The 16906-nt window shown below is 75.1% G+C and carries 16 protein-coding genes and 1 tRNA gene; 11 read left to right on the plus strand and 6 right to left on the minus strand.

The features are described from left to right. From TEK04_RS19315 to TEK04_RS19340, 6 genes are all read left to right on the plus strand, one after another. On the plus strand, positions 1-2130 hold the full coding sequence (locus tag TEK04_RS19315; protein ID WP_336405992.1) for a prolyl oligopeptidase family serine peptidase: 2130 nt from the start codon (positions 1-3) through the stop codon (positions 2128-2130). 60 nt (positions 2131-2190) lie between these two features. Next, entirely contained in the window at positions 2191-3195 is a 1005-nt protein-coding gene (locus tag TEK04_RS19320; RefSeq protein WP_336405993.1) for a mechanosensitive ion channel family protein, read from the plus strand. Positions 3196-3257: 62 nt separating this feature from the next. Further along, positions 3258-4487: an MFS transporter gene (locus tag TEK04_RS19325; protein WP_336405994.1), complete on the plus strand. Its 1230-nt coding sequence runs from the start codon at positions 3258-3260 to the stop codon at positions 4485-4487. Beyond that, the gene (locus TEK04_RS19330; protein WP_336405995.1) at positions 4484-4909 is read left to right on the plus strand and encodes a globin; all 426 of its coding nucleotides are present in this window, start codon (positions 4484-4486) and stop codon (positions 4907-4909) included. The genes TEK04_RS19325 and TEK04_RS19330 overlap by 4 nt, the downstream gene beginning before the upstream one ends. 65 nt (positions 4910-4974) lie before the next feature. Further along, complete coding sequence (locus TEK04_RS19335; RefSeq protein WP_336405996.1) at positions 4975-6567, plus strand: glycoside hydrolase family 13 protein; 1593 nt, start codon at positions 4975-4977, stop codon at positions 6565-6567. A gap of 162 nt (positions 6568-6729) precedes the next feature. After that, entirely contained in the window at positions 6730-8304 is a 1575-nt protein-coding gene (locus tag TEK04_RS19340; RefSeq protein WP_336405997.1) for an ATP-binding cassette domain-containing protein, read from the plus strand. A 129-nt stretch (positions 8305-8433) separates the two neighbouring features. Here TEK04_RS19340 and TEK04_RS19345 read toward each other — a convergent pair whose 3' ends face one another. Then, a complete protein-coding gene (locus tag TEK04_RS19345; protein WP_336405998.1) occupies positions 8434-8802 on the minus strand; it encodes a hypothetical protein in 369 nt (122 codons plus the stop codon). A 346-nt stretch (positions 8803-9148) separates the two neighbouring features. On the opposite strand from TEK04_RS19345, the gene TEK04_RS19350 reads away from it, so the two are divergent. From TEK04_RS19350 to TEK04_RS19360, 3 genes are read left to right on the plus strand one after another with little or no spacing between them, the layout of a single operon-like run. Then, a complete protein-coding gene (locus TEK04_RS19350; protein WP_336405999.1) occupies positions 9149-9712 on the plus strand; it encodes a biotin transporter BioY in 564 nt (187 codons plus the stop codon). Next, a complete protein-coding gene (locus TEK04_RS19355) occupies positions 9709-10440 on the plus strand; it encodes an energy-coupling factor ABC transporter ATP-binding protein (RefSeq protein ID WP_336406000.1) in 732 nt (243 codons plus the stop codon). Before TEK04_RS19350 ends, TEK04_RS19355 begins: the two co-directional genes overlap by 4 nt. Next, positions 10437-11054 carry an energy-coupling factor transporter transmembrane component T gene (locus TEK04_RS19360; RefSeq protein WP_336406001.1) on the plus strand — a complete coding sequence of 206 codons (618 nt, stop codon included), beginning with the start codon at positions 10437-10439 and terminating at the stop codon, positions 11052-11054. The genes TEK04_RS19355 and TEK04_RS19360 overlap by 4 nt, the downstream gene beginning before the upstream one ends. Here the strand turns inward: TEK04_RS19360 and TEK04_RS19365 are convergent. The 3 genes from TEK04_RS19365 to TEK04_RS19375 all read right to left on the minus strand — a co-directional run bounded on the left by TEK04_RS19365 (position 11051) and on the right by TEK04_RS19375 (position 13690). Beyond that, complete coding sequence (locus TEK04_RS19365; protein WP_336406002.1) at positions 11051-12145, minus strand: thiolase family protein; 1095 nt, start codon at positions 12143-12145, stop codon at positions 11051-11053. The genes TEK04_RS19360 and TEK04_RS19365 overlap by 4 nt on opposite strands. A gap of 97 nt (positions 12146-12242) precedes the next feature. Continuing rightward, complete coding sequence (locus TEK04_RS19370; RefSeq protein ID WP_336406003.1) at positions 12243-13301, minus strand: AMP-binding protein; 1059 nt, start codon at positions 13299-13301, stop codon at positions 12243-12245. Then, positions 13274-13690, minus strand: a complete 417-nt coding sequence (locus TEK04_RS19375) for an acyl-CoA thioesterase (protein WP_336406004.1) — start codon at positions 13688-13690, stop codon at positions 13274-13276. The genes TEK04_RS19370 and TEK04_RS19375 overlap by 28 nt, the downstream gene beginning before the upstream one ends. A 164-nt stretch (positions 13691-13854) precedes the next feature. Here TEK04_RS19375 and TEK04_RS19380 point away from each other — a divergent pair, with 164 nt between their 5' ends. Continuing rightward, positions 13855-14172 carry a protein-tyrosine phosphatase family protein gene (locus TEK04_RS19380; RefSeq protein ID WP_336406005.1) on the plus strand — a complete coding sequence of 106 codons (318 nt, stop codon included), beginning with the start codon at positions 13855-13857 and terminating at the stop codon, positions 14170-14172. Positions 14173-14226: 54 nt separating this feature from the next. Here the strand turns inward: TEK04_RS19380 and ettA are convergent, their stop codons facing one another. Next, complete coding sequence (ettA, locus tag TEK04_RS19385) at positions 14227-15897, minus strand: energy-dependent translational throttle protein EttA (RefSeq protein WP_336406006.1); 1671 nt, start codon at positions 15895-15897, stop codon at positions 14227-14229. A gap of 163 nt (positions 15898-16060) precedes the next feature. Further along, on the minus strand, positions 16061-16573 hold the full coding sequence (locus tag TEK04_RS19390; protein WP_336406007.1) for a single-stranded DNA-binding protein: 513 nt from the start codon (positions 16571-16573) through the stop codon (positions 16061-16063). Between the two features lie 175 nt (positions 16574-16748). Between TEK04_RS19390 and TEK04_RS19395 the strand changes: the two genes are divergently transcribed. Then, positions 16749-16824 (plus strand) — tRNA-Arg (locus tag TEK04_RS19395). Positions 16825-16906: the final 82 nt, after the last annotated feature.

Below are 16906 nucleotides of genomic sequence, written 5' to 3' on the forward strand. Positions count from 1 at the left end.
GTGAGCAGCGCCCCCAGCAGTGCCCCCGACCCCGCCCCCGACCCCGCCCTCGCCCCCCGTCTGGACCTCGTCGAGGACCTGCACGGCCACCGCGTCGCCGACCCCTACCGCTGGCTGGAGGACCCCGCCGACCCGCGGACGCAGGCCTGGACGGCGGCCCAGGACGCCTACGCGCGGCAGGTGCTGTCGGCGCTCCCGGCGCGGGGGTCCTTCGCCGCCCGGCTGCGCGAGCTGGTGCGCTCGGGTGCGGTGGGCATCCCGGTGCAGCGGGCCGACCGGGCCTTCTCCACCCGCCGCGACCCGGGCCAGGAGCACGCGGTGCTGCGGGTCCGCGAGCCCGACGGCACCGCGCGGGTGCTGGTCGACCCGATGGCCCTCGACGCCGCGGGCACCACCACGCTCGATGCCTGGTCGCCGTCGTGGGAGGGCACGCGCCTGGCCTACCAGGTCTCGGTCGGCGGGGACGAGGAGTCGCTGCTGCACGTGCTCGACGTGGCGACCGGGGAGCTGCTCGACGGCCCGGTCGACCGCTGCCGCTACTCCCCCGTCGCCTGGCTGCCCGGTGGGGAGGAGCTGTTCTACGTCCGCCGCCTGGCGCCGGAGGAGGTGCCGGCGGGTGAGGAGCAGTTCCACCGCCGCGTCTACCTCCACCGGGTGGGTGCCGACCCGTCGTCCGACGTCCTGGTCCACGGGGAGGGGCTGGACCCGACGAACTACTACGGCGTGCGGACGTCGTCCGACGGCCGCTGGCTGGTGGTCTCCGCCTCGGCCGGCACCGCGCCGCGGGACGACGTCTGGCTGGCCGACCTGCACGGCGACGGCGTCCTCCGGCCGCTGCAGGTGGGGGTCGACGCGCAGACCTCGGCGTGGGTGGCCCGCGACGGCCGGCTGTGGCTGTTCTCCGACCGCGACGCGCCGCGCGGGCGGCTGGCCGTGGCCGACCCGGCGGACCCGGCGTCCTGGGCGCCGGAGAGCTGGACCGTCGTCGTCCCGCAGGTCGAGGGCGCCGTGCTGACCGACGTCGCGCTCGTGGACGCCGCCGACGGGGCGCTGCAGGTGCTGGCCGTGCACGCCGTCGACGCCACCGACCGCCTGTCGGTGTGGGCTGCCGACGGGTCCGGGAAGGTCGCCGACGTCGCCGTCCCACCGGGGTCGATCGCCGGGGTGAGCAGCCCGCCCGAGGGCGGCCGCACGGCCTGGGTGGGCTACACCGACCACGCCACCCCGCCGTCGGTGCTGCGCTGGGACGCCGCCACCCCGACCTCGCTGGTCGACCAGGAGCGGGCGCCGGTGGCCGGCGCCGTGCCGGACGTGGTGGTCACCGAGACCCACGCGACGTCGGCCGACGGCACCCCGGTGCACCTGTTCGTCGTCGCGCGGGCCGGCGCACCCGACCGGCCGCGGCCCACCGTCCTGTACGGCTACGGCGGGTTCAACGTGTCGCTGACCCCGGCCTACAGCGCGCAGACCCTCGCCTGGGTGGCCGCCGGCGGGGTGTGGGCGGTGGCCAACCTGCGCGGCGGCTCCGAGCACGGCGAGGAGTGGCACCGCGCCGGCATGCGCGAGCGCAAGCAGAACGTCTTCGACGACTTCGCCGCCGCCGGTGAGCACCTGGTGCGCGAGGGCTGGACGACGCACGCGCAGCTCGGGGTGCTCGGCGGCTCCAACGGTGGCCTGCTGGTGGGCACGACCACCACCCAGCGCCCGGACCTGGTGGCCGCGGTGGTCTGCAGCGCACCGCTGCTGGACATGGTGCGGTACGAGCTGTTCGGTCTGGGCCGCACCTGGAACGACGAGTACGGCACCGCGGCCGACCCCGAGGAGCTGGGGTGGCTCCTCGGCTACTCGCCCTACCACCACGTGACCGTGGGGACCGCCTACCCGGCCGTGCTGTTCACCACCTTCGAGTCCGACACGCGGGTGGACCCGTTGCACGCCCGCAAGCTGGCCGCGGCGCTGCAGCACGCCACCTCCTCCGACGCGCCGGTGGTGCTCCGCCGCGAGCTGTCGGTCGGCCACGGGGCCCGGGCGGTGAGCCGTACGGTGGAGCTGGCCGCCGACCAGTTGGCCTTCCTGGCCGCCGCCACCGGGCTCGTCGAGGAGCACCCAGACGAGCCCGCTGCCGGCTGAGCCACGCCGACCGGCCGCCTCGACCCCTCCTCTCGAGCCACCTGGGAGACTTCCCCCGTCATGAGCACTGCACTGTCCGTCACCGCCGCGGCGTCCGACGCCGTGGTGCCCGACTGCGTGACCGCCGACCCCTCGTCCCTGTGCGCCCAGCTCTACAGCTGGTTCGGCCTGGACTGGCTGGCCGCCAACGCCCAAGCACTGGTGGCCACCCCGCTGCGGATCGTGCTGATCGTGCTGGTGGCCGCTGTGGCCCGGGCCGTGGTCAACCGAGGCATCCGCCGGCTCACCGAGCGCACGGCCACCGGTCAGGTGCCGACGATCCTCAAGCCGCGCCGGGCGAAGGGCGAGAACCACCAGCAGGTGGTGGAGCAGGTCGCCGCCCGGCGCACCCAGCGGGCCGAGGCCATCGGCTCGGTGCTGCGCAGCTTCGCCTCCATCGTCGTGTTCTTCATCGCCGTGGTCATGATCCTGGGCGAGCTGGGCATCAACCTGGCCCCCATCGTGGCCTCGGCCGGGGTGGTCGGCGTGGCGCTGGGCTTCGGCGCGCAGAACCTCATCAAGGACTTCATCGCCGGGATCGGCATCATCCTGGAGGACCAGTACGGGGTGGGCGACGTGGTCGACCTCGGCGAGGCCAGCGGCACCGTGGAGGCCGTGGGCCTGCGGATCACCCGGCTGCGCGACATCAACGGCGTCGTCTGGTACGCCCGCAACGGCGAAGTGCTGCGGGTGGGCAACAAGAGCCAGGGCTACGCCCAGGTGGTCATCGACATGCCCGTCACCCACGACACCGACCTGGAGCACTGCCGCTCCGTCATGCAGGAGGTCGGCGAGGTCGTGCACGCCGAGCCCGCGTGGGCCGACGTCCTCCTCGGGGCCCCCGAGTCCCTCGGGGTCGAGTCGATCACCCCGCAGGCGATCGTGATGCGGCTGCAGGTGCGCTCCACCAACGCCGACCAGTGGCGGGTCGCCCGCGAACTGCGGCTGCGGCTGCAGGAGCGGTTCGCCGCCGAGGGCATCCGGATCCCGGTCACCCCGGCCCTGACCGGGGCGGGTCCGACCTGAGCCACCGGGCACCGGAGGACGTCCGCGACGGCCGGCCGGCGACGTACGGCTCGGTCTTCGCGGTGGCCGAGTACCGGCCGCTGTTCGGGTCCTACGTGCTGGCCACCGTCGGCGAGATGCTCGCCCGGCTGGCGCTGACGGTCCTGGTCTTCCAGCGCACCGGCTCCCCCGTGCTGGGTGCCCTCACCTTCGCCATCAGCTACCTGCCCTGGATCCTCGCCGGACCGGTGCTGGCGGCGCTGGCCGACCGGTTGCCCCGGCACCGGGTCATGGTGGTCAGCGACCTCGTGCGGGCACTGCTCGTGGCCCTCATGGCAGTGCCCGGCATGCCGTTGCCCGCCCTCCTGGTGCTGCTGCTGCTGGTCTCGCTGGCCAGCCCGCCCTACGAGGCGGCCCGCTCGGCGCTGACCGCCGACGTGCTCACCGGGGACCGCTACGCCGTCGCGATGTCGCTGGGCGGGGTCGTGCTGCAAGGCGCCCAGGTCGTGGGCTTCCTGCTCGGCGGGGTGCTGGTGACCACGCTGTCGCCGTCGGTGGGGTTGCTGGTCAACGCGGCGACGTTCGCGCTCTCGGGCCTCTGGCTGGCCGGCGGGCTGCGCGCCCGACCCGCCCCGGCGGCCGCCGTCGACGGCGCGACGCCCACCAGCGTGGCCGCCGACGTCGCCGCCGGGCTGCGCCTGGTGCTCACCACACCGCGGCTGCTGGCCATCGTCGGCCTCCTCTGGCTGGGGACGCTGGTCACCAACGCCCACGAGGGCATCGCCCCCGCCCTGTCGGCGGACCTGGTGGGCGACCAGTCGGCGGTCGGCCTGGTGCTGGCGGCCCACCCGGTGGGCGCCGTCGTCGGCAGCGTGCTGGTCGGCCGGTTCTGCCCGCCCGACCTGCGGGAGCGGCTCCTGGTCCCGCTCGTGCTGCTGTCGGTGGGTGCGCTGGCCGCCGCCGGCCTGGCCGGGCGACTGTTGGAGGGCGCCGTCGCGGTGGCGCTGTTCACCGGGTTGCTGGCCGTCTCCGGCGCGGGCAGTGCGTGGCTGATCCCGCTGAACGTCGCGTTCGTGGCGGCGGTGCCCCCGGCGGCGCGGGGTCGGGCCTTCGGGGTGGCCAGCGCGGGCATGTCCGGCGTCCAGGGCCTGGGCGCCCTGGCCGCGGGCGCCGTCGCGGGGGTGCTGGACGCCACGACCGTGGTCCTCGTGGCGGGGGTGGCGGGTCTGCCGCTGGTGGTCCCGCCGTTGCTGGGCCTGCTGCGCACCCGACCGCCCGCCGGCGTCGTCGTTGCGGGACCATCGAGGGCATGAGCGAGTCGAGCCGCCCGCTGCCCTCGGCACGCACGTTCTACGCCGAGGTCGGGGGCGCACCCACCTTCCGCGCGCTGGTCGCGCACTTCTACGCCGGGGTGCGCGCCGACCCCGTGCTGGCACCGCTGTACCCGCAGGACGACTGGGACGGCGCCGAGGAGCGGCTCCGCCGTTTCCTGGAGCAGTACTGGGGCGGCCCGACCACCTACTCCCAGGAGCGCGGGCACCCCCGACTGCGCATGCGGCACGCCCCCTTCGCCATCGGCGGTCGCGAGCGCGACGCCTGGCTGCGGCACATGCGTGCCGCCGTGGACTCCCTGCAGCTCACGCCCGAGCAGGACGCGGCCCTCTGGGGCTACCTCGAGATGGCCGCCCGCAGCATGCAGAACCGGTGGGACGAACCCACCGACCTCGCGCCCTGAGCGTCCCCCGACCACCCGCTGACAGCGTCGTCGGCGTGCCCCTCCGCCACCCCCAGGAGCACCCCGTGACCAGCACCCTGCCCATCCCCGCGCCCATCCCCGCGCCCATCCCCGCGCCCACTGACTGGTGGCGCGACGCGGTCTTCTACCAGGTCTACATCCGCTCCTTCGCCGACGGCGGCGACGACGGCGTCGGTGACCTCGCCGGGCTCCGGGCGCGGCTGCCCGAGCTCGCCCGGCTCGGCGTCGACGCGTTGTGGATCAACCCGTTCTTCCCCTCGCCGATGGCCGACCACGGCTACGACGTGGCCGACCCCCGCGACGTCGAGCCCGTCTTCGGGGACCTGGCCGAGTTCGACCGCGTGCTGGGTGAGGCGCACGCGCTGGGCATCCGGGTCACCATCGACCTGGTCCCCAACCACACCTCCGACCAGCGGGACTGGTTCGCCCAGGCCCTCGCCGCCGGCCCCGGGTCCCCCGAGCGCGCCCGCTACGTCTTCCGCGACGGCGCGGGCCTCGACGGCACGAAGCCGCCGAACAACTGGCCCTCGATCTTCGGCGGCCCGGCGTGGACCCGCGTGCCCGACGGCCAGTGGTACCTGCACCTGTTCGCACCCGAGCAGCCCGACCTGGACTTCACGCACCCCGAGGTCCTTGCCGACCTCGAGGAAACGCTGCGCTTCTGGTTGGACCGCGGCGTCGACGGCTTCCGCATCGACGTGGCGCACGGCATGGCCAAGGCCCCGGGGCTGCCCGACGTCACCTTCGACGAGGAGACGGGGATCTTCGACGACCACGGCCCCGACGACCCGCGGCTGGACCAGGACGGCGTGCACGACATCCACCGGATGGTCCGCCGCGTGCTCGACGAGTACCCGGGGGCCATGACCGTCGGCGAGGTGTGGGTGTCCAGCGAGGAGCGGCTGGCCCGGTACCTGCGCCCCGACGAGCTGCACTCGGCCTTCAACTTCCGGCTGCTCACCGCCGACTGGGCGCTGGCCGACCTGCGCGCTGCCGTCGCCGACTCCCTCGACGCGGTGGGCGCCACCCCGGCGCCGGCCTGCTGGGTGCTGTCCAACCACGACCGGCCGCGGCACGTCACCCGCTACGGCGGCGGCGAGGTGGGCACCCGGCGGGCACGGGCGGCGGCGCTGCTGCAGTTCGCGCTCCCCGGGATGGCGTTCGTCTACAACGGTGACGAGCTGGGCATGCCCGACGTCGAGCTGCCCGACGAGGCGCTGACCGACCCCGTGTGGACCCGCTCGGGCGGCACCGAGCGCGGCCGCGACGCCTGCCGCATCCCCGTGCCGTGGAGCGGCACGGAACCGCCGTACGGCTTCACCACCGGCGCCTCGACGTGGCTGCCGATGCCCGGCGGCTGGGCCGGGCTGACCGCCGCCGCCCAGGACGGCGACCCCGGTTCGATGCTGTCGCTGTACCGGGCGGCGCTGCGGTTGCGCCGCGAGGTCTCCGGCGGGCTCGAGTGGGTACCGGCACCCGACGGATGCCTGGCGTTCCGTCGCGGCAGCGGCCTGGTGCTGCTGCTCAACCTGTCGGGTCGGCCGGTGCCGCTGCCGGAGGGCCAGGTGCTGCTGGCCAGCGCCGACGCGGCCGACGGGCAGCTCCCGGACGACGCCGCCGTGTGGCTGCAGGCCTGACCCCCGCCTGACCACCGCCTGACCACCGCCTGACCGGGGGCGGTGGTCGCCTCCCGGGAGGCGACCGCCCCCGCCGCGGGTAGCATTCGGGTGACCACTCACCGTCACGGGGGACGACGTCGGGGCCGGCTCGCCGGGTCCGTTCCGGGAGGCTCACCACCGATGGACCTGCTGCAGGTGGAGGGCCTGGTCAAGGCCTACGGGGCCCGACGCGTGCTGCAGGACGTCAGCTTCTCGGTGGGCGAGGGCGAGGTCGTGGGCCTGGTCGGCGCCAACGGGGCCGGCAAGTCCACCGTGGGCGACGTCGTGGCCGGCCGCTACGCCCCCGACGGCGGGCGCATGACCGTGCTGGGGCACGCCTACGCCCCGCTGTCGGCCGCCGACGCCCGGCACCTGGGCGTGGGCGCGGTCGAGCAGCTGGTGCGGCTGGACCCGGAGCTGACCGTGGCCCGGGCCGTGCTGCGCGACACCGAGCTGGCCGATGCCCCCGACGCCCGGGTCCGCGCCCGGGCCCGGGCCGTGCTGGCCGACGTCGGCCTGGACCTGGACCCCGACCAGCTGGTGGCCGACGTCCCCCGGTTCGTGCACGGCCTGGTCGAGGCCGCCCGGGTGCTGGCCGAGGACACCCGCGTGGTGGTCATGGACGAGGTCTCCGCGGCGCTGACCCCCAGCGAGGTCGTGGGCCTGCACGCCATCGCCGACCGGCTGCGCTCCCAGGGGCGCGGGGTGCTCTACATCAGCCACCGGTTGCCCGAGATGCTCGAGGTCGTCGACCGGGTCCTGGTGCTGCGCGCGGGTCGCATCGCGCTGGACGCCCCCGCCGCGGGGCTGGACGCCGCCGGGCTGGCCGTGGCCACCCTCGACGGGGTCGCTCCCGCAGAGCCGCGGCCGTGGGGCACCCGCGCGGCCGCCCCCGTCGTCATCCCCGAGGCCCGCCGAGCACCGGAGGGCTCCCCGGCCGCGCTCGGGCCGGTCACCACCACCCGCCCCCAGCCGTCGGCCGACCTCGCCCTGGAGGTGCGCAACCTGCGGGTGCCGGGCAGCCCCGGCGGGGTGGACCTGCGCCTGCGCCGCGGCGAGGTGCTGGGGCTGACCGGACGGCGCCGCTCGGGCCTGCAGGAGATCGCCGGTGCGCTCACCGGGGAGATCCCCGCGCAGTGCGACGGGGTGGCCCTGCAGGGCCAGGAGCGCCCGGTGCCGGCCGACCCGGGCTCGGCGCCGCTGCGGCTGGCCGCCTACCGGCCCGACGACGACGCCTACGGCGTGGACCCCGGCGAGACGATCGCCCGCACCCTGACCAGCCAGGAGTGGGGCCGCCCCGAGGACCTGCGCACCGAGATCGCCACCCTGCGCGGGGTCATCGACACGGTGCACCGCATGAACGTCCGCACCACGAGCATCCGCACGGTGTTCGGTGCCCTGTCCGGCGGCGACCAGCACAAGCTGGCCCTGGCCCGGTGGATGGCCGCCACCGACGGTGACGTGGTCGTGGTGCACGAGCCGACGCGCGGCCTGGACCTGCGCTCGCGCCGCGAGGTGCGCCGGCTGCTGGACGACGCCACCGCGCACGGCCGCTCGGTGGTCGTCGTGTCGGTGGACCCCGACGAGCTGACCGAGGTCTGCGACCGCATCGGCGTGGTGGCCGACGGCGTCGTCGAGGAGTGGCTGGACACCCACGAGATGGCGCTGCCCGACGTCCGGGCCCGCATCCTGGGCGCCGTCGCCACCCCCGCCTGACCAGCCCGCCCCCCGCCCAGCGTTGATCAGGGGGGTGCACGACGTTCTGTCCCCCGCCACGAGATCTGGTGGCGGGGGACAGAACGTCGTGCACCCCCCCTGATCAACGCTGGGCGGGAGCGAAGAGGGTCAGACGCTGACGGTGGCGGCGACGCTGCGCAGCTTGTGCCGGGCGAGCGCGAGGTTGGCCGTCGTGCGGTTGAGCACCAGGTAGATGAACAGGCCGCTGTTGCCGGCGCCCTTGAGCACGTTGATGAGGTGGTACTGACCCTTCAGCGTGATCAGGATGTCCTCGATCTCGTCGTCCAGCTCGAGGTCGCCGATGGTGCGCAGCTTGGCGCGCACCACGTTGGAGTTGCCCGCGGCGGCGACGTTCAGGTCGAAACCGGGGCTGCCCCCGGCGGCGAGGGCCATGCCGCTGTCGGCGTCGACGATCGCGGCGCCGTTGGCTCCGTCGATCTCGAGCAGGGAGGCGATGACGGTGTCCAGCTGGGCCATGGGAAGGGCTCCTGTCCTCTCGGTGGGGTGGTGCCGCGGGTGCGCGGCACCGGGTGGGGGGACGTCACCGGTCGGGACGTCGGGGGCGGGCTGGGGCGCCGTGGGGGTATCGGCCGGCCGCACGGCGGGCGCTGGTGCCGACAGCACGCGCTGCCACCACGAGGACCACCATGCGGACGCCATTCCCTCTTCGCCGTTCGTCGCGGACCCCGTGGACCCCAGACAACCTCACGCTGCGCACCCGTGCAATCGGGCTGGGTAACCCCCAGGTCAGCCCGGTGACGTTCCGCTCCGCAGGCCTCGGCTACCTTCCGCGGTCGACACCCGCACCGTCCGGAGGACCCCGATGAAGACCCGTGACCTGGCCTACGTCGCGCTGTTCGCCGCCCTGACCGCGGTGCTCGGCCTGCTGCCGGCCGTCCCGGTCGCCGCGCTGCCGGTGCCCATCACCGCGCAGACCCTCGGCGTCATGCTGGCCGGCGCCGTGCTCGGCGCCAAGCGCGGGTTCCTGGCGCTGCTGCTCTTCCTGGTGCTGGTCGCCGTCGGCCTCCCGGTGCTGTCGGGCGGGCGCGGCGGGTTGTCGGTCTTCGTGGGGCCCAGCGCCGGGTTCCTCTACTCGTGGCCGATCGGCGCCCTGGTCACCGGGCTGCTGGTCGAGCTGTTCTGGCGACGGCTCAACCTGGCCACCGCGCTGGTCGCCACGCTGGTCGGCGGCATCGGTGTCGTCTACGCCATCGGGATCCCGTTCATCAGCCTGTACTCCGACACCCCGCTGGGCGCTGCCGCCACCGGCTCGGCGGTCTTCGTGCCGGGCGACCTGGTGAAGGCGGTCGTCGCCGCGGTGCTCGCCGTCGCCGTCCGGAAGTCCTACCCGGTGATCGAGCGGCCCCGGCAGGCCACCCGGCCGTGAGGCGGCGGCGCACGGCCGCACCGGCACCCGAACCCGACCCCGGACGGGGCATCGAGCTGCTCGGGGTCGGCCACGCCTACGGCGGGCGCACCGTCCTGCGCGACCTGGACCTGCACCTGACCGAGCACCGCATCGGCGTGGTCGGGGCGAACGGCTCGGGCAAGTCGACGTTCGCCCGGCTGCTCAACGGCCTGGTCGTGCCCAGCACGGGCCGCGTGCTGGTCGACGGCCTGGACACCGCCACTGCCGCCCGCGAGGTGCGCCGCCGGGTCGGCTTCGTCTTCCAGGACCCCGACGCGCAGATCGTGCACCCCACCGTCGCCGAGGACGTCGGCTACGGCCTGGAGAACCAGGGCGTCCCGGCGGACGAGCGCGCCGAGCGGGTGGCGGAGGTGCTCGCCCGGTACGGCCTGGCCGAGCACGCCGACCACCCCGCGCACCTGCTGTCGGGCGGTCAGAAGCAGCTGCTGGCCGTCGCCGGCGTCCTGGTGATGCGCCCGGCGCGCATCGTGCTCGACGAGCCCACCACCCTGCTCGACCTGGTCAACGCCCGACGCATCGCAGGGGTCGTGGCCGGGCTGGACCAGTCGGTCGTCGTCGTGACCCACGACCTCGAGCTGCTGACCGGCTTCGACCGCGTGCTCGTGGTGGACGGCGGCCGGGTGGTCGCCGACGACCGTCCCACGCCTGCCCTGTCGGCCTACCGCGCGCTCATGGCCGACCGGTGACGCTGGCCCTGTACGTCCCCCGGGCCAGTGCGGTGCACCGCGCCCCGGCCGGGGCCAAGCTGCTGGCGCTGGTCGTGCTGGGCGCGGTGGTGTTCGTCGTCCCGACCCTGCTGGTGGCCGTCACGTCGCTGGCGGTCGTGCTGCTGGTCGGCGTGCTCCTGGCCCGGTTGCCGGGGGCGGTGCTGGCTCGGCAGGCCCGGGTGGTCGCGGTCTGGGTGGTGGCGATCTTCGTCTTCCACGCGCTGGCGACCGACGTCCTCACCGGGGCGGTCACCGCCGTCCGGCTGCTGGCGCTGGTGCTGGCCGCCGCCGTGGTCACCGCCACCACCCGGGTGACCGCGTTGGTGGCGGTGGTGGAGCGGCTGTGCGCGCCGCTGCGGCTGGTCGGGGTGCGCCCGGCGCGCATCGGGTTGGCGGTGGCCATGGCGCTGCGCTTCATCCCGCTGGTGGCCGAACGCGCCGACCGCATCCGCGAGGCCCAGGCCGCCCGGGGCGGCCGGGTGCGTGGGCCGCGGGCGCTGGTGCGGCTGGTGGTGCCGCTGCTGGTGTCGGTGCTGCAGCTGGCGCACACGGTGGGCGAGGCCCTCGACGCCCGTGGCGCCGACACCGCCTAGCCGGGCACCGGGCCGACCGCCTCGACCACGACGGCGACACCCTGCCCGCCGCCGGCCGCGATCGCGGCCAGGCCGTAGCGGCCACCGCCGGCCCGCACCAGTTGGCTGAACAGCCGGACGACGAGCACCGCGCCCGACGCGCCCCACGGGTGCCCCAGCGCGAGCGCACCACCCTGCGGGCACACCCGCCCGGGATCGAGGTCCAGCGCCCGGCAGCAGGCGAGCACCTGACCGGCGAACGCCTCGTTCAGCTCGACCACGTCGAGGTCGTCGAGGCCCAGCCCGGCCCGCTCGAGCGCCGCCCGCGCGGCCGGGACCAGGGACAGCCCGGGCAGGGCCGGGTCCGACCCCGTCGTCGCCGTCGCCAGCACGCGCAGCCCCGGGACGGCGAGCTCGGCATGGGTGGCCGCGTCGACGACCGCCACCACGGCGGCCCCGTCGTTGACCCCGCAGGAGTTGCCGGCCGTGCCGGTGCCGCCCCACGCCGGGCGCAGCCGGGCCAGCCGCTGCTCGGTCAGACCGGGTCGGGGCCGTTCGTCGCGGGCCACCCCGGCCACCGGCACGACCTCGGCGTCGAACCGGCCGGCCTGCTGCGCGGCGACGGCGCGGGCGTGGGAGCGGGCGGCGTAGGCGTCCTGCTCGGCGCGGGTGACCCCGAACCGGGCCGCGAGGGTGTCGGCCGCGGGTCCCATGTCGGGGTCCCCGAGGGCGGGCGGGGCGAACACGGCGCGGCCGGGGCGGGTCGACGTCGATGCCGACTCCACCCCGCCGGTCAGCGCGAGACCGGGCTCGGTGCGCACCGCGCGGGCGGCCAGCGCCACGGCGGCCAACCCGCTGGCGCACTGCCGGTCGACGGTCAGCGCCGGCACCTCGACGGGCAGCCCGGCGGTGAGGGCAGCCACCCGGGCGAGGTCCCCGCCGGGGCCGGTGCAGTTGCCCAGCAGCACCTCGGCCGGGGCCACGGGGACGGCTGCCGCCACGGCGGCGAGCACGGGTGCGGCCAGCTCGGCGGCCGGGACCGAGGCAAAGGCGTGCCCCGCCGTCCCGATGGCCGACCGCAGCGCCGCGACGACGACGGGCGCGTCGCTCACGCGCACCGGTCCCCCTCCGCGGGCGTCCGCCCCTCCCCCACAGCGGGCGTCACGTGATGGCTCGGACCCGGTCGGGGGCCGCGGTGGGTCCTGGCCGTCATGTGACGGCTCGGGGGTGGCGGGGCTGGGCGGCCAGCGAGGCGACCGCGGTGCGGTCGACCTTGCCGGCTGCCGTCAGCGGCCAGCAGTCGAGGTGGACCCAGCGGCGGGGGCGTTGGGCGGCCGACAGCTCGGGCAGCCCGGTTGCGCGGGCGGCCGCGAGCGCCTCGGCGTCGGTGCCGACAGCCGCCACGAGCTGCCCCAACCGCGGGTGCGGCACCCCCACGACCACGCAGTCGCCGGCCCCCGCTGCGCGGAGGGCAGCCTCCACGTCGGCCACCAGCACGGTGGCTCCCCCGGTCAGGACGGCGAGGTGGCCCCGGCCGGCCACGACCAGCCGTCCGTACGCGGTGCGCCCCCCGCGGTCACCCACGGTGGCCCACCCCTGGGCGTCGCGCACGAACGGGCCGTCCCCCTCCGCGTAGCCGTCGGCGAGGTAGGGCGAGCGCGCCCAAAGGACGCCGTCGCGCACCTCGACCTCGACCCCGGGGAACGGGCGCAGGTCGTCGTCGGCGCTGCCCCAGGCGAGGAAGGACAGCTCCGCGGCGCCGTAGTAGTGCCCGACCCGCGCCCCGGCCGCCGCTGCGCGGTCGGCCAGCTCGCGGGTCAACCGGTCGCCGGCCACCACGACCCGCAGGCCGCGCAGGGCCGTGCCGTCGGCCAGCGCGGTCGTGAGCACCGCGGGGGTGAGGCAGGCGTGGGTGGCCGCGGAGACGTCGTCGACGACCTGGCCGCCGACCGCCTGGGCGTGCACGGCGGCGAACAGGTTCATCGAGGCGGTCAGCGGTCCGGGCAACCACAGCCTGGCGCCCGCGCCGAGGTCGGCCAGCGCGGACACCGCGGGGAAGGAGTCCCACCACGACGCGGTGCTGCGCACGACGGAGCGTGGCCGGGAGGTCGTGCCCGAGGTGCGCAGCGCGATGCGCCGGCCCGTGCGGTGGGCGGCCAGGACGGCCTGGACGGGGTCGGCCGCGGCGAGCACGTCGACGGGCGCGCCGGCGGCATCCGCGGTGGCACCAGCCGGGCCGGTCACCCCTGCGCCGGTTCGTCCAGCCACTGCTGCAGCCACACCTTCTCCTCGGGGGTGATCCGCCGCGGACGCTGCAGCGCGAAGTCGAACGGCACCAGCACGGTGCTGCCGGTGACCGCCAGCACCCCGTGGTCGAAAAGCTCGTAGTGGCAGGTGAGCGCGGCCGCACGCACGTTCGACACCCAGATCTGCACGGTGAGCGGCTCGGCGTCGTACACCACCGGTCGCCGGTACTGCACCTCGTGGGAGTGCACGACCAGCCCGCGGCGCATGCCGGTCTCGGCGTCGTGGGTGGGCTGGTCGAAGAACAGCGCGACGCGCGCGGACTCGAAGTAGCCGAGGAACGCCACGTTGTTGATGTGCTGGTAGGCGTCCATGTCCGCCCAGCGCATGGGCACCTGCACCGAGAACCTCACGGGCGCACACCTTGCCGCACGACCCACGCCTACGGTGACCCGGTGACCTGTCGATGACGTGGGCGCCGGGCCGTCCGGGGGTGGTCGAGCTGCCCTCGGGGCGACTGGTCCGCGGTCGGGGGGGGGCGCGACCCGCTCCCGGCGGGCCGCTCCCCCAGGTCGGGGTGCACCTGCTCGGCCGCCGACCGGCTCCCGTCGCGTGGGAGCAGCAGTGGGTGCCGTGGCCGGACTTCCGGCTCCCCCGCGACGCCGAGCAGCTGCGCCGCGTGCTGGTCGAGGTGCTGGACCGGTGCGCCGACGAGCGGGTCGAGCTGGCCTGCCGGGGTGGCACCGGCCGCACGGGGACGGCGCTCGCCTGCCTGGCCGTGCTGGACGGCGTGCCGGCCGCCGACGCGGTGCGGTGGGTGCGTGCCCGCTACCGACCGTGCGCCGTCGAGACCTGGTCGCAGCGCCGCTTCGTGCAGCGGTTCCCCGCCGAGTGACACCTGACTGCGGTCCCGGGCGAGCTCGGACAGCAGCCAGGTGTCACTCGCTCGTCAATCGCGGGTGAGCTTGCGGTAGGTCGCCCGGTGCGGGCGGGCCGCGTCGGCACCCAGCCGCTCGACCTTGTTCTTCTCGTAGTCCTCGAAGTTGCCCTCGAACCAGAACCACGTCGAGTCACCCTCGTAGGCGAGGATGTGGGTGGCCACCCGGTCGAGGAACCAGCGGTCGTGGCTGACCACGACGGCGCAACCGGGGAACTCCAGCAGCGCGCTCTCCAGGCTGGTGAGCGTCTCGGTGTCCAGGTCGTTGGTGGGCTCGTCGAGCAGCAGCAGGTTGCCGCCCTGCTTGAGAGTCAGCGCCAGGTTCAGCCGGTTGCGCTCGCCACCGGAGAGCACGCCGGCCTTCTTCTGCTGGTCGGGGCCCTTGAACCCGAACGCCGAGACGTAGGCGCGGGAGGGCATCTCGACGTTGCCGACCTTGATGTGGTCCAGGCCGTCGGAGACGACCTCCCACAGGCTCTTGGCCGGGTCGATGCCGCTGCGGTTCTGCTCGACGTAGGCGATCTTGACCGTCTCGCCGACCTTGATGTCGCCGCCGTCGGGCTCCTCCTGGTCGACCAGCATCTTGAACAGGGTGGTCTTGCCGACGCCGTTGGGCCCCACGACGCCGACGATGCCGTTGCGCGGGAGGGAGAACGTCAGGCCGTCGATGAGGACGCGGTCGCCGAAGCCCTTGACCAGCTTCTCGGTCTCGATGACCACGTTGCCCAGCCGGGGACCCGGCGGGATCTGGATCTCCTCGAAGTCGAGCTTGCGGAACTTGTCGGCCTCCGCGGCCATCTCCTCGTATCGGGCGAGGCGGGCCTTGCTCTTGGCCTGGCGGGCCTTGGCGCCCGAGCGCACCCACTCCAGCTCGTCCTTGAGCCGCTTGGCGCGCTTGGCGTCCTTGGCCCCCTCGACCTTCAGGCGCGCGGCCTTGGTCTCGAGGTAGGTGGAGTAGTTGCCCTCGTAGGGGTAGGCCCGGCCGCGGTCGAGCTCGAGGATCCACTGCGCCACGTTGTCCAGGAAGTACCGGTCGTGGGTGACGGCGACGACAGTGCCGGCGTACTTCTCCAGGTGCGCCTCGAGCCAGGCCACCGACTCGGCGTCGAGGTGGTTGGTGGGCTCGTCGAGCAGCAGCAGGTCGGGCGCCTCGAGCAGCAGCTTGCACAGCGCGACGCGGCGGCGCTCACCACCGGAGAGCACCTTCACGTCGGCGTCGCCGGGCGGGCAGCGGAGCGCGTCCATCGCCTGCTCGATGCGGTTGTCGAGCTCCCAGCCGTCGCCGTTCTCGATGACCTCCATGAGCTCGCCCTGCTCGGCCAGCAGCGCGTCGAAGTCGGCGTCGGGCTCCCCCATCGCGGCACTGACCTCCTCGAAGCGGGTCAGCGCGGCCCGGAGGTCCTTGACGGCCTCCTCGACGTTGCCGCGGACGTCGAGGTCCTCGTTCAGCGGGGGCTCCTGCTGGAGCATGCCGACGGTCGCGTCGGGGGCCAGCACGGTGTCGCCGTTGGAGGCGTGCTCGAGCCCGGCCATGATCTTCAGGACCGTCGACTTGCCGGCGCCGTTGGGGCCGACGACGCCGATCTTGGCGCCGGGCAGGAACGCCAGCGTGACGTCGTCGAGGATGACCTTGTCGCCGTGCGCCTTGCGGGCACGCACCATGGAGTAGATGTACTGGGCCACGGGAGCCTTCCGTCGTCTTCGGGGATCGTGCGGGTCGAGGTCGGCGCGGGCGACCCGGGCACGACCACGGGCCGGCGCTGCGCACCGTCGTCCAGTCTCCCAGCCCCCGGCAACCCCGACGGCGCCGGGACCGGGGAGGACGTCCCCGGCCCCGGTCGGCCGGTCAGGCGAGCGCCGCCTCGAGGACGGCCCCCGCCCGGTCCCGCTCGGCGCGGTCGTCGTCGAAGTCGGGGTCGGTGCCGCGGGCCGGGTCGTGCGCGTGGTCGTCGACGAGGTCGGGCACCGCCCCGTCCTCGGTCAGCGGCGGGGGCACGACCATGCGCGTGGTGCGCTCGAACGCCGCCCGGCCCTTGGCGAGGTCGGGGCCCACGGCGTAGGCCTTGACCTTGAAGGCCGAGCGGCGGCCCTCGTCGGTGTCCCACTCGTCGAGGCGCAGCTCGCCCTGCACCACGACCGGGTCGCCCTTGTGCAGGCTGACCATGACGTTGTCGGCCAGCTGACCCCAGCAGTCGATGCCGATGAAGATGTCGTTCTTGGGCACCCAGGCCTGCTGCTGGGGGTCGAACCGGCGGCTGCTGGACGCCAGCCGGAACTTGACGACCCGGCCGTTCGCGGTCGCGGTGCTGCGCGGGTCCTCGACGAGGTTGCCGACGATGGTCAACGGGGTGTCGTTCACGGTGCTCCTCCAGGGGTGGTGCCGGCGAGGGCCGCCGGCACCACGACCCTCGCGCCGCGCCGGCCGGTCGAGGAGCCTGCGCGCACATCTGTGGACAGCACCCCCCGATGTGGACGACGGCCAGCGCGGTCGACGTCCGGTCGTGTAGGGCGGGTGGGATGATCGACGACGCCGAGCGCCCGTAGCTCAGCGGATAGAGCAGGGGCCTTCTAATCCCTTGGTCGCAGGTTCGATTCCTGCCGGGCGCACCACGCTGACCAGCGCGTCCCCGGCCCAGGCCCCATCGCCCGGGCCGGGGGTGGCAGCACCGGTGGCAGCACCGCGCCTCACGAC

Origin of the sequence: Klenkia sesuvii (assembly GCF_037083825.1) — a bacterium.
Lineage (GTDB): Bacteria > Actinomycetota > Actinomycetes > Mycobacteriales > Geodermatophilaceae > Klenkia > Klenkia sesuvii.

Bases quoted from the DNA above. Each gene is read 5' to 3' on its own strand.
- TEK04_RS19320 (WP_336405993.1), top strand. From the start codon at position 2,191: ATGAGCACTGCACTGTCCGTCACCGCCGCGGCGTCCGACGCCGTGGTG.
- TEK04_RS19330 (WP_336405995.1), top strand. From the start codon at position 4,484: ATGAGCGAGTCGAGCCGCCCGCTGCCCTCGGCACGCACGTTCTACGCC.
- TEK04_RS19340 (WP_336405997.1), top strand. From the start codon at position 6,730: ATGGACCTGCTGCAGGTGGAGGGCCTGGTCAAGGCCTACGGGGCCCGA.
- TEK04_RS19345 (WP_336405998.1), bottom strand. From the start codon at position 8,802: ATGGCCCAGCTGGACACCGTCATCGCCTCCCTGCTCGAGATCGACGGA.
- TEK04_RS19350 (WP_336405999.1), top strand. From the start codon at position 9,149: ATGAAGACCCGTGACCTGGCCTACGTCGCGCTGTTCGCCGCCCTGACC.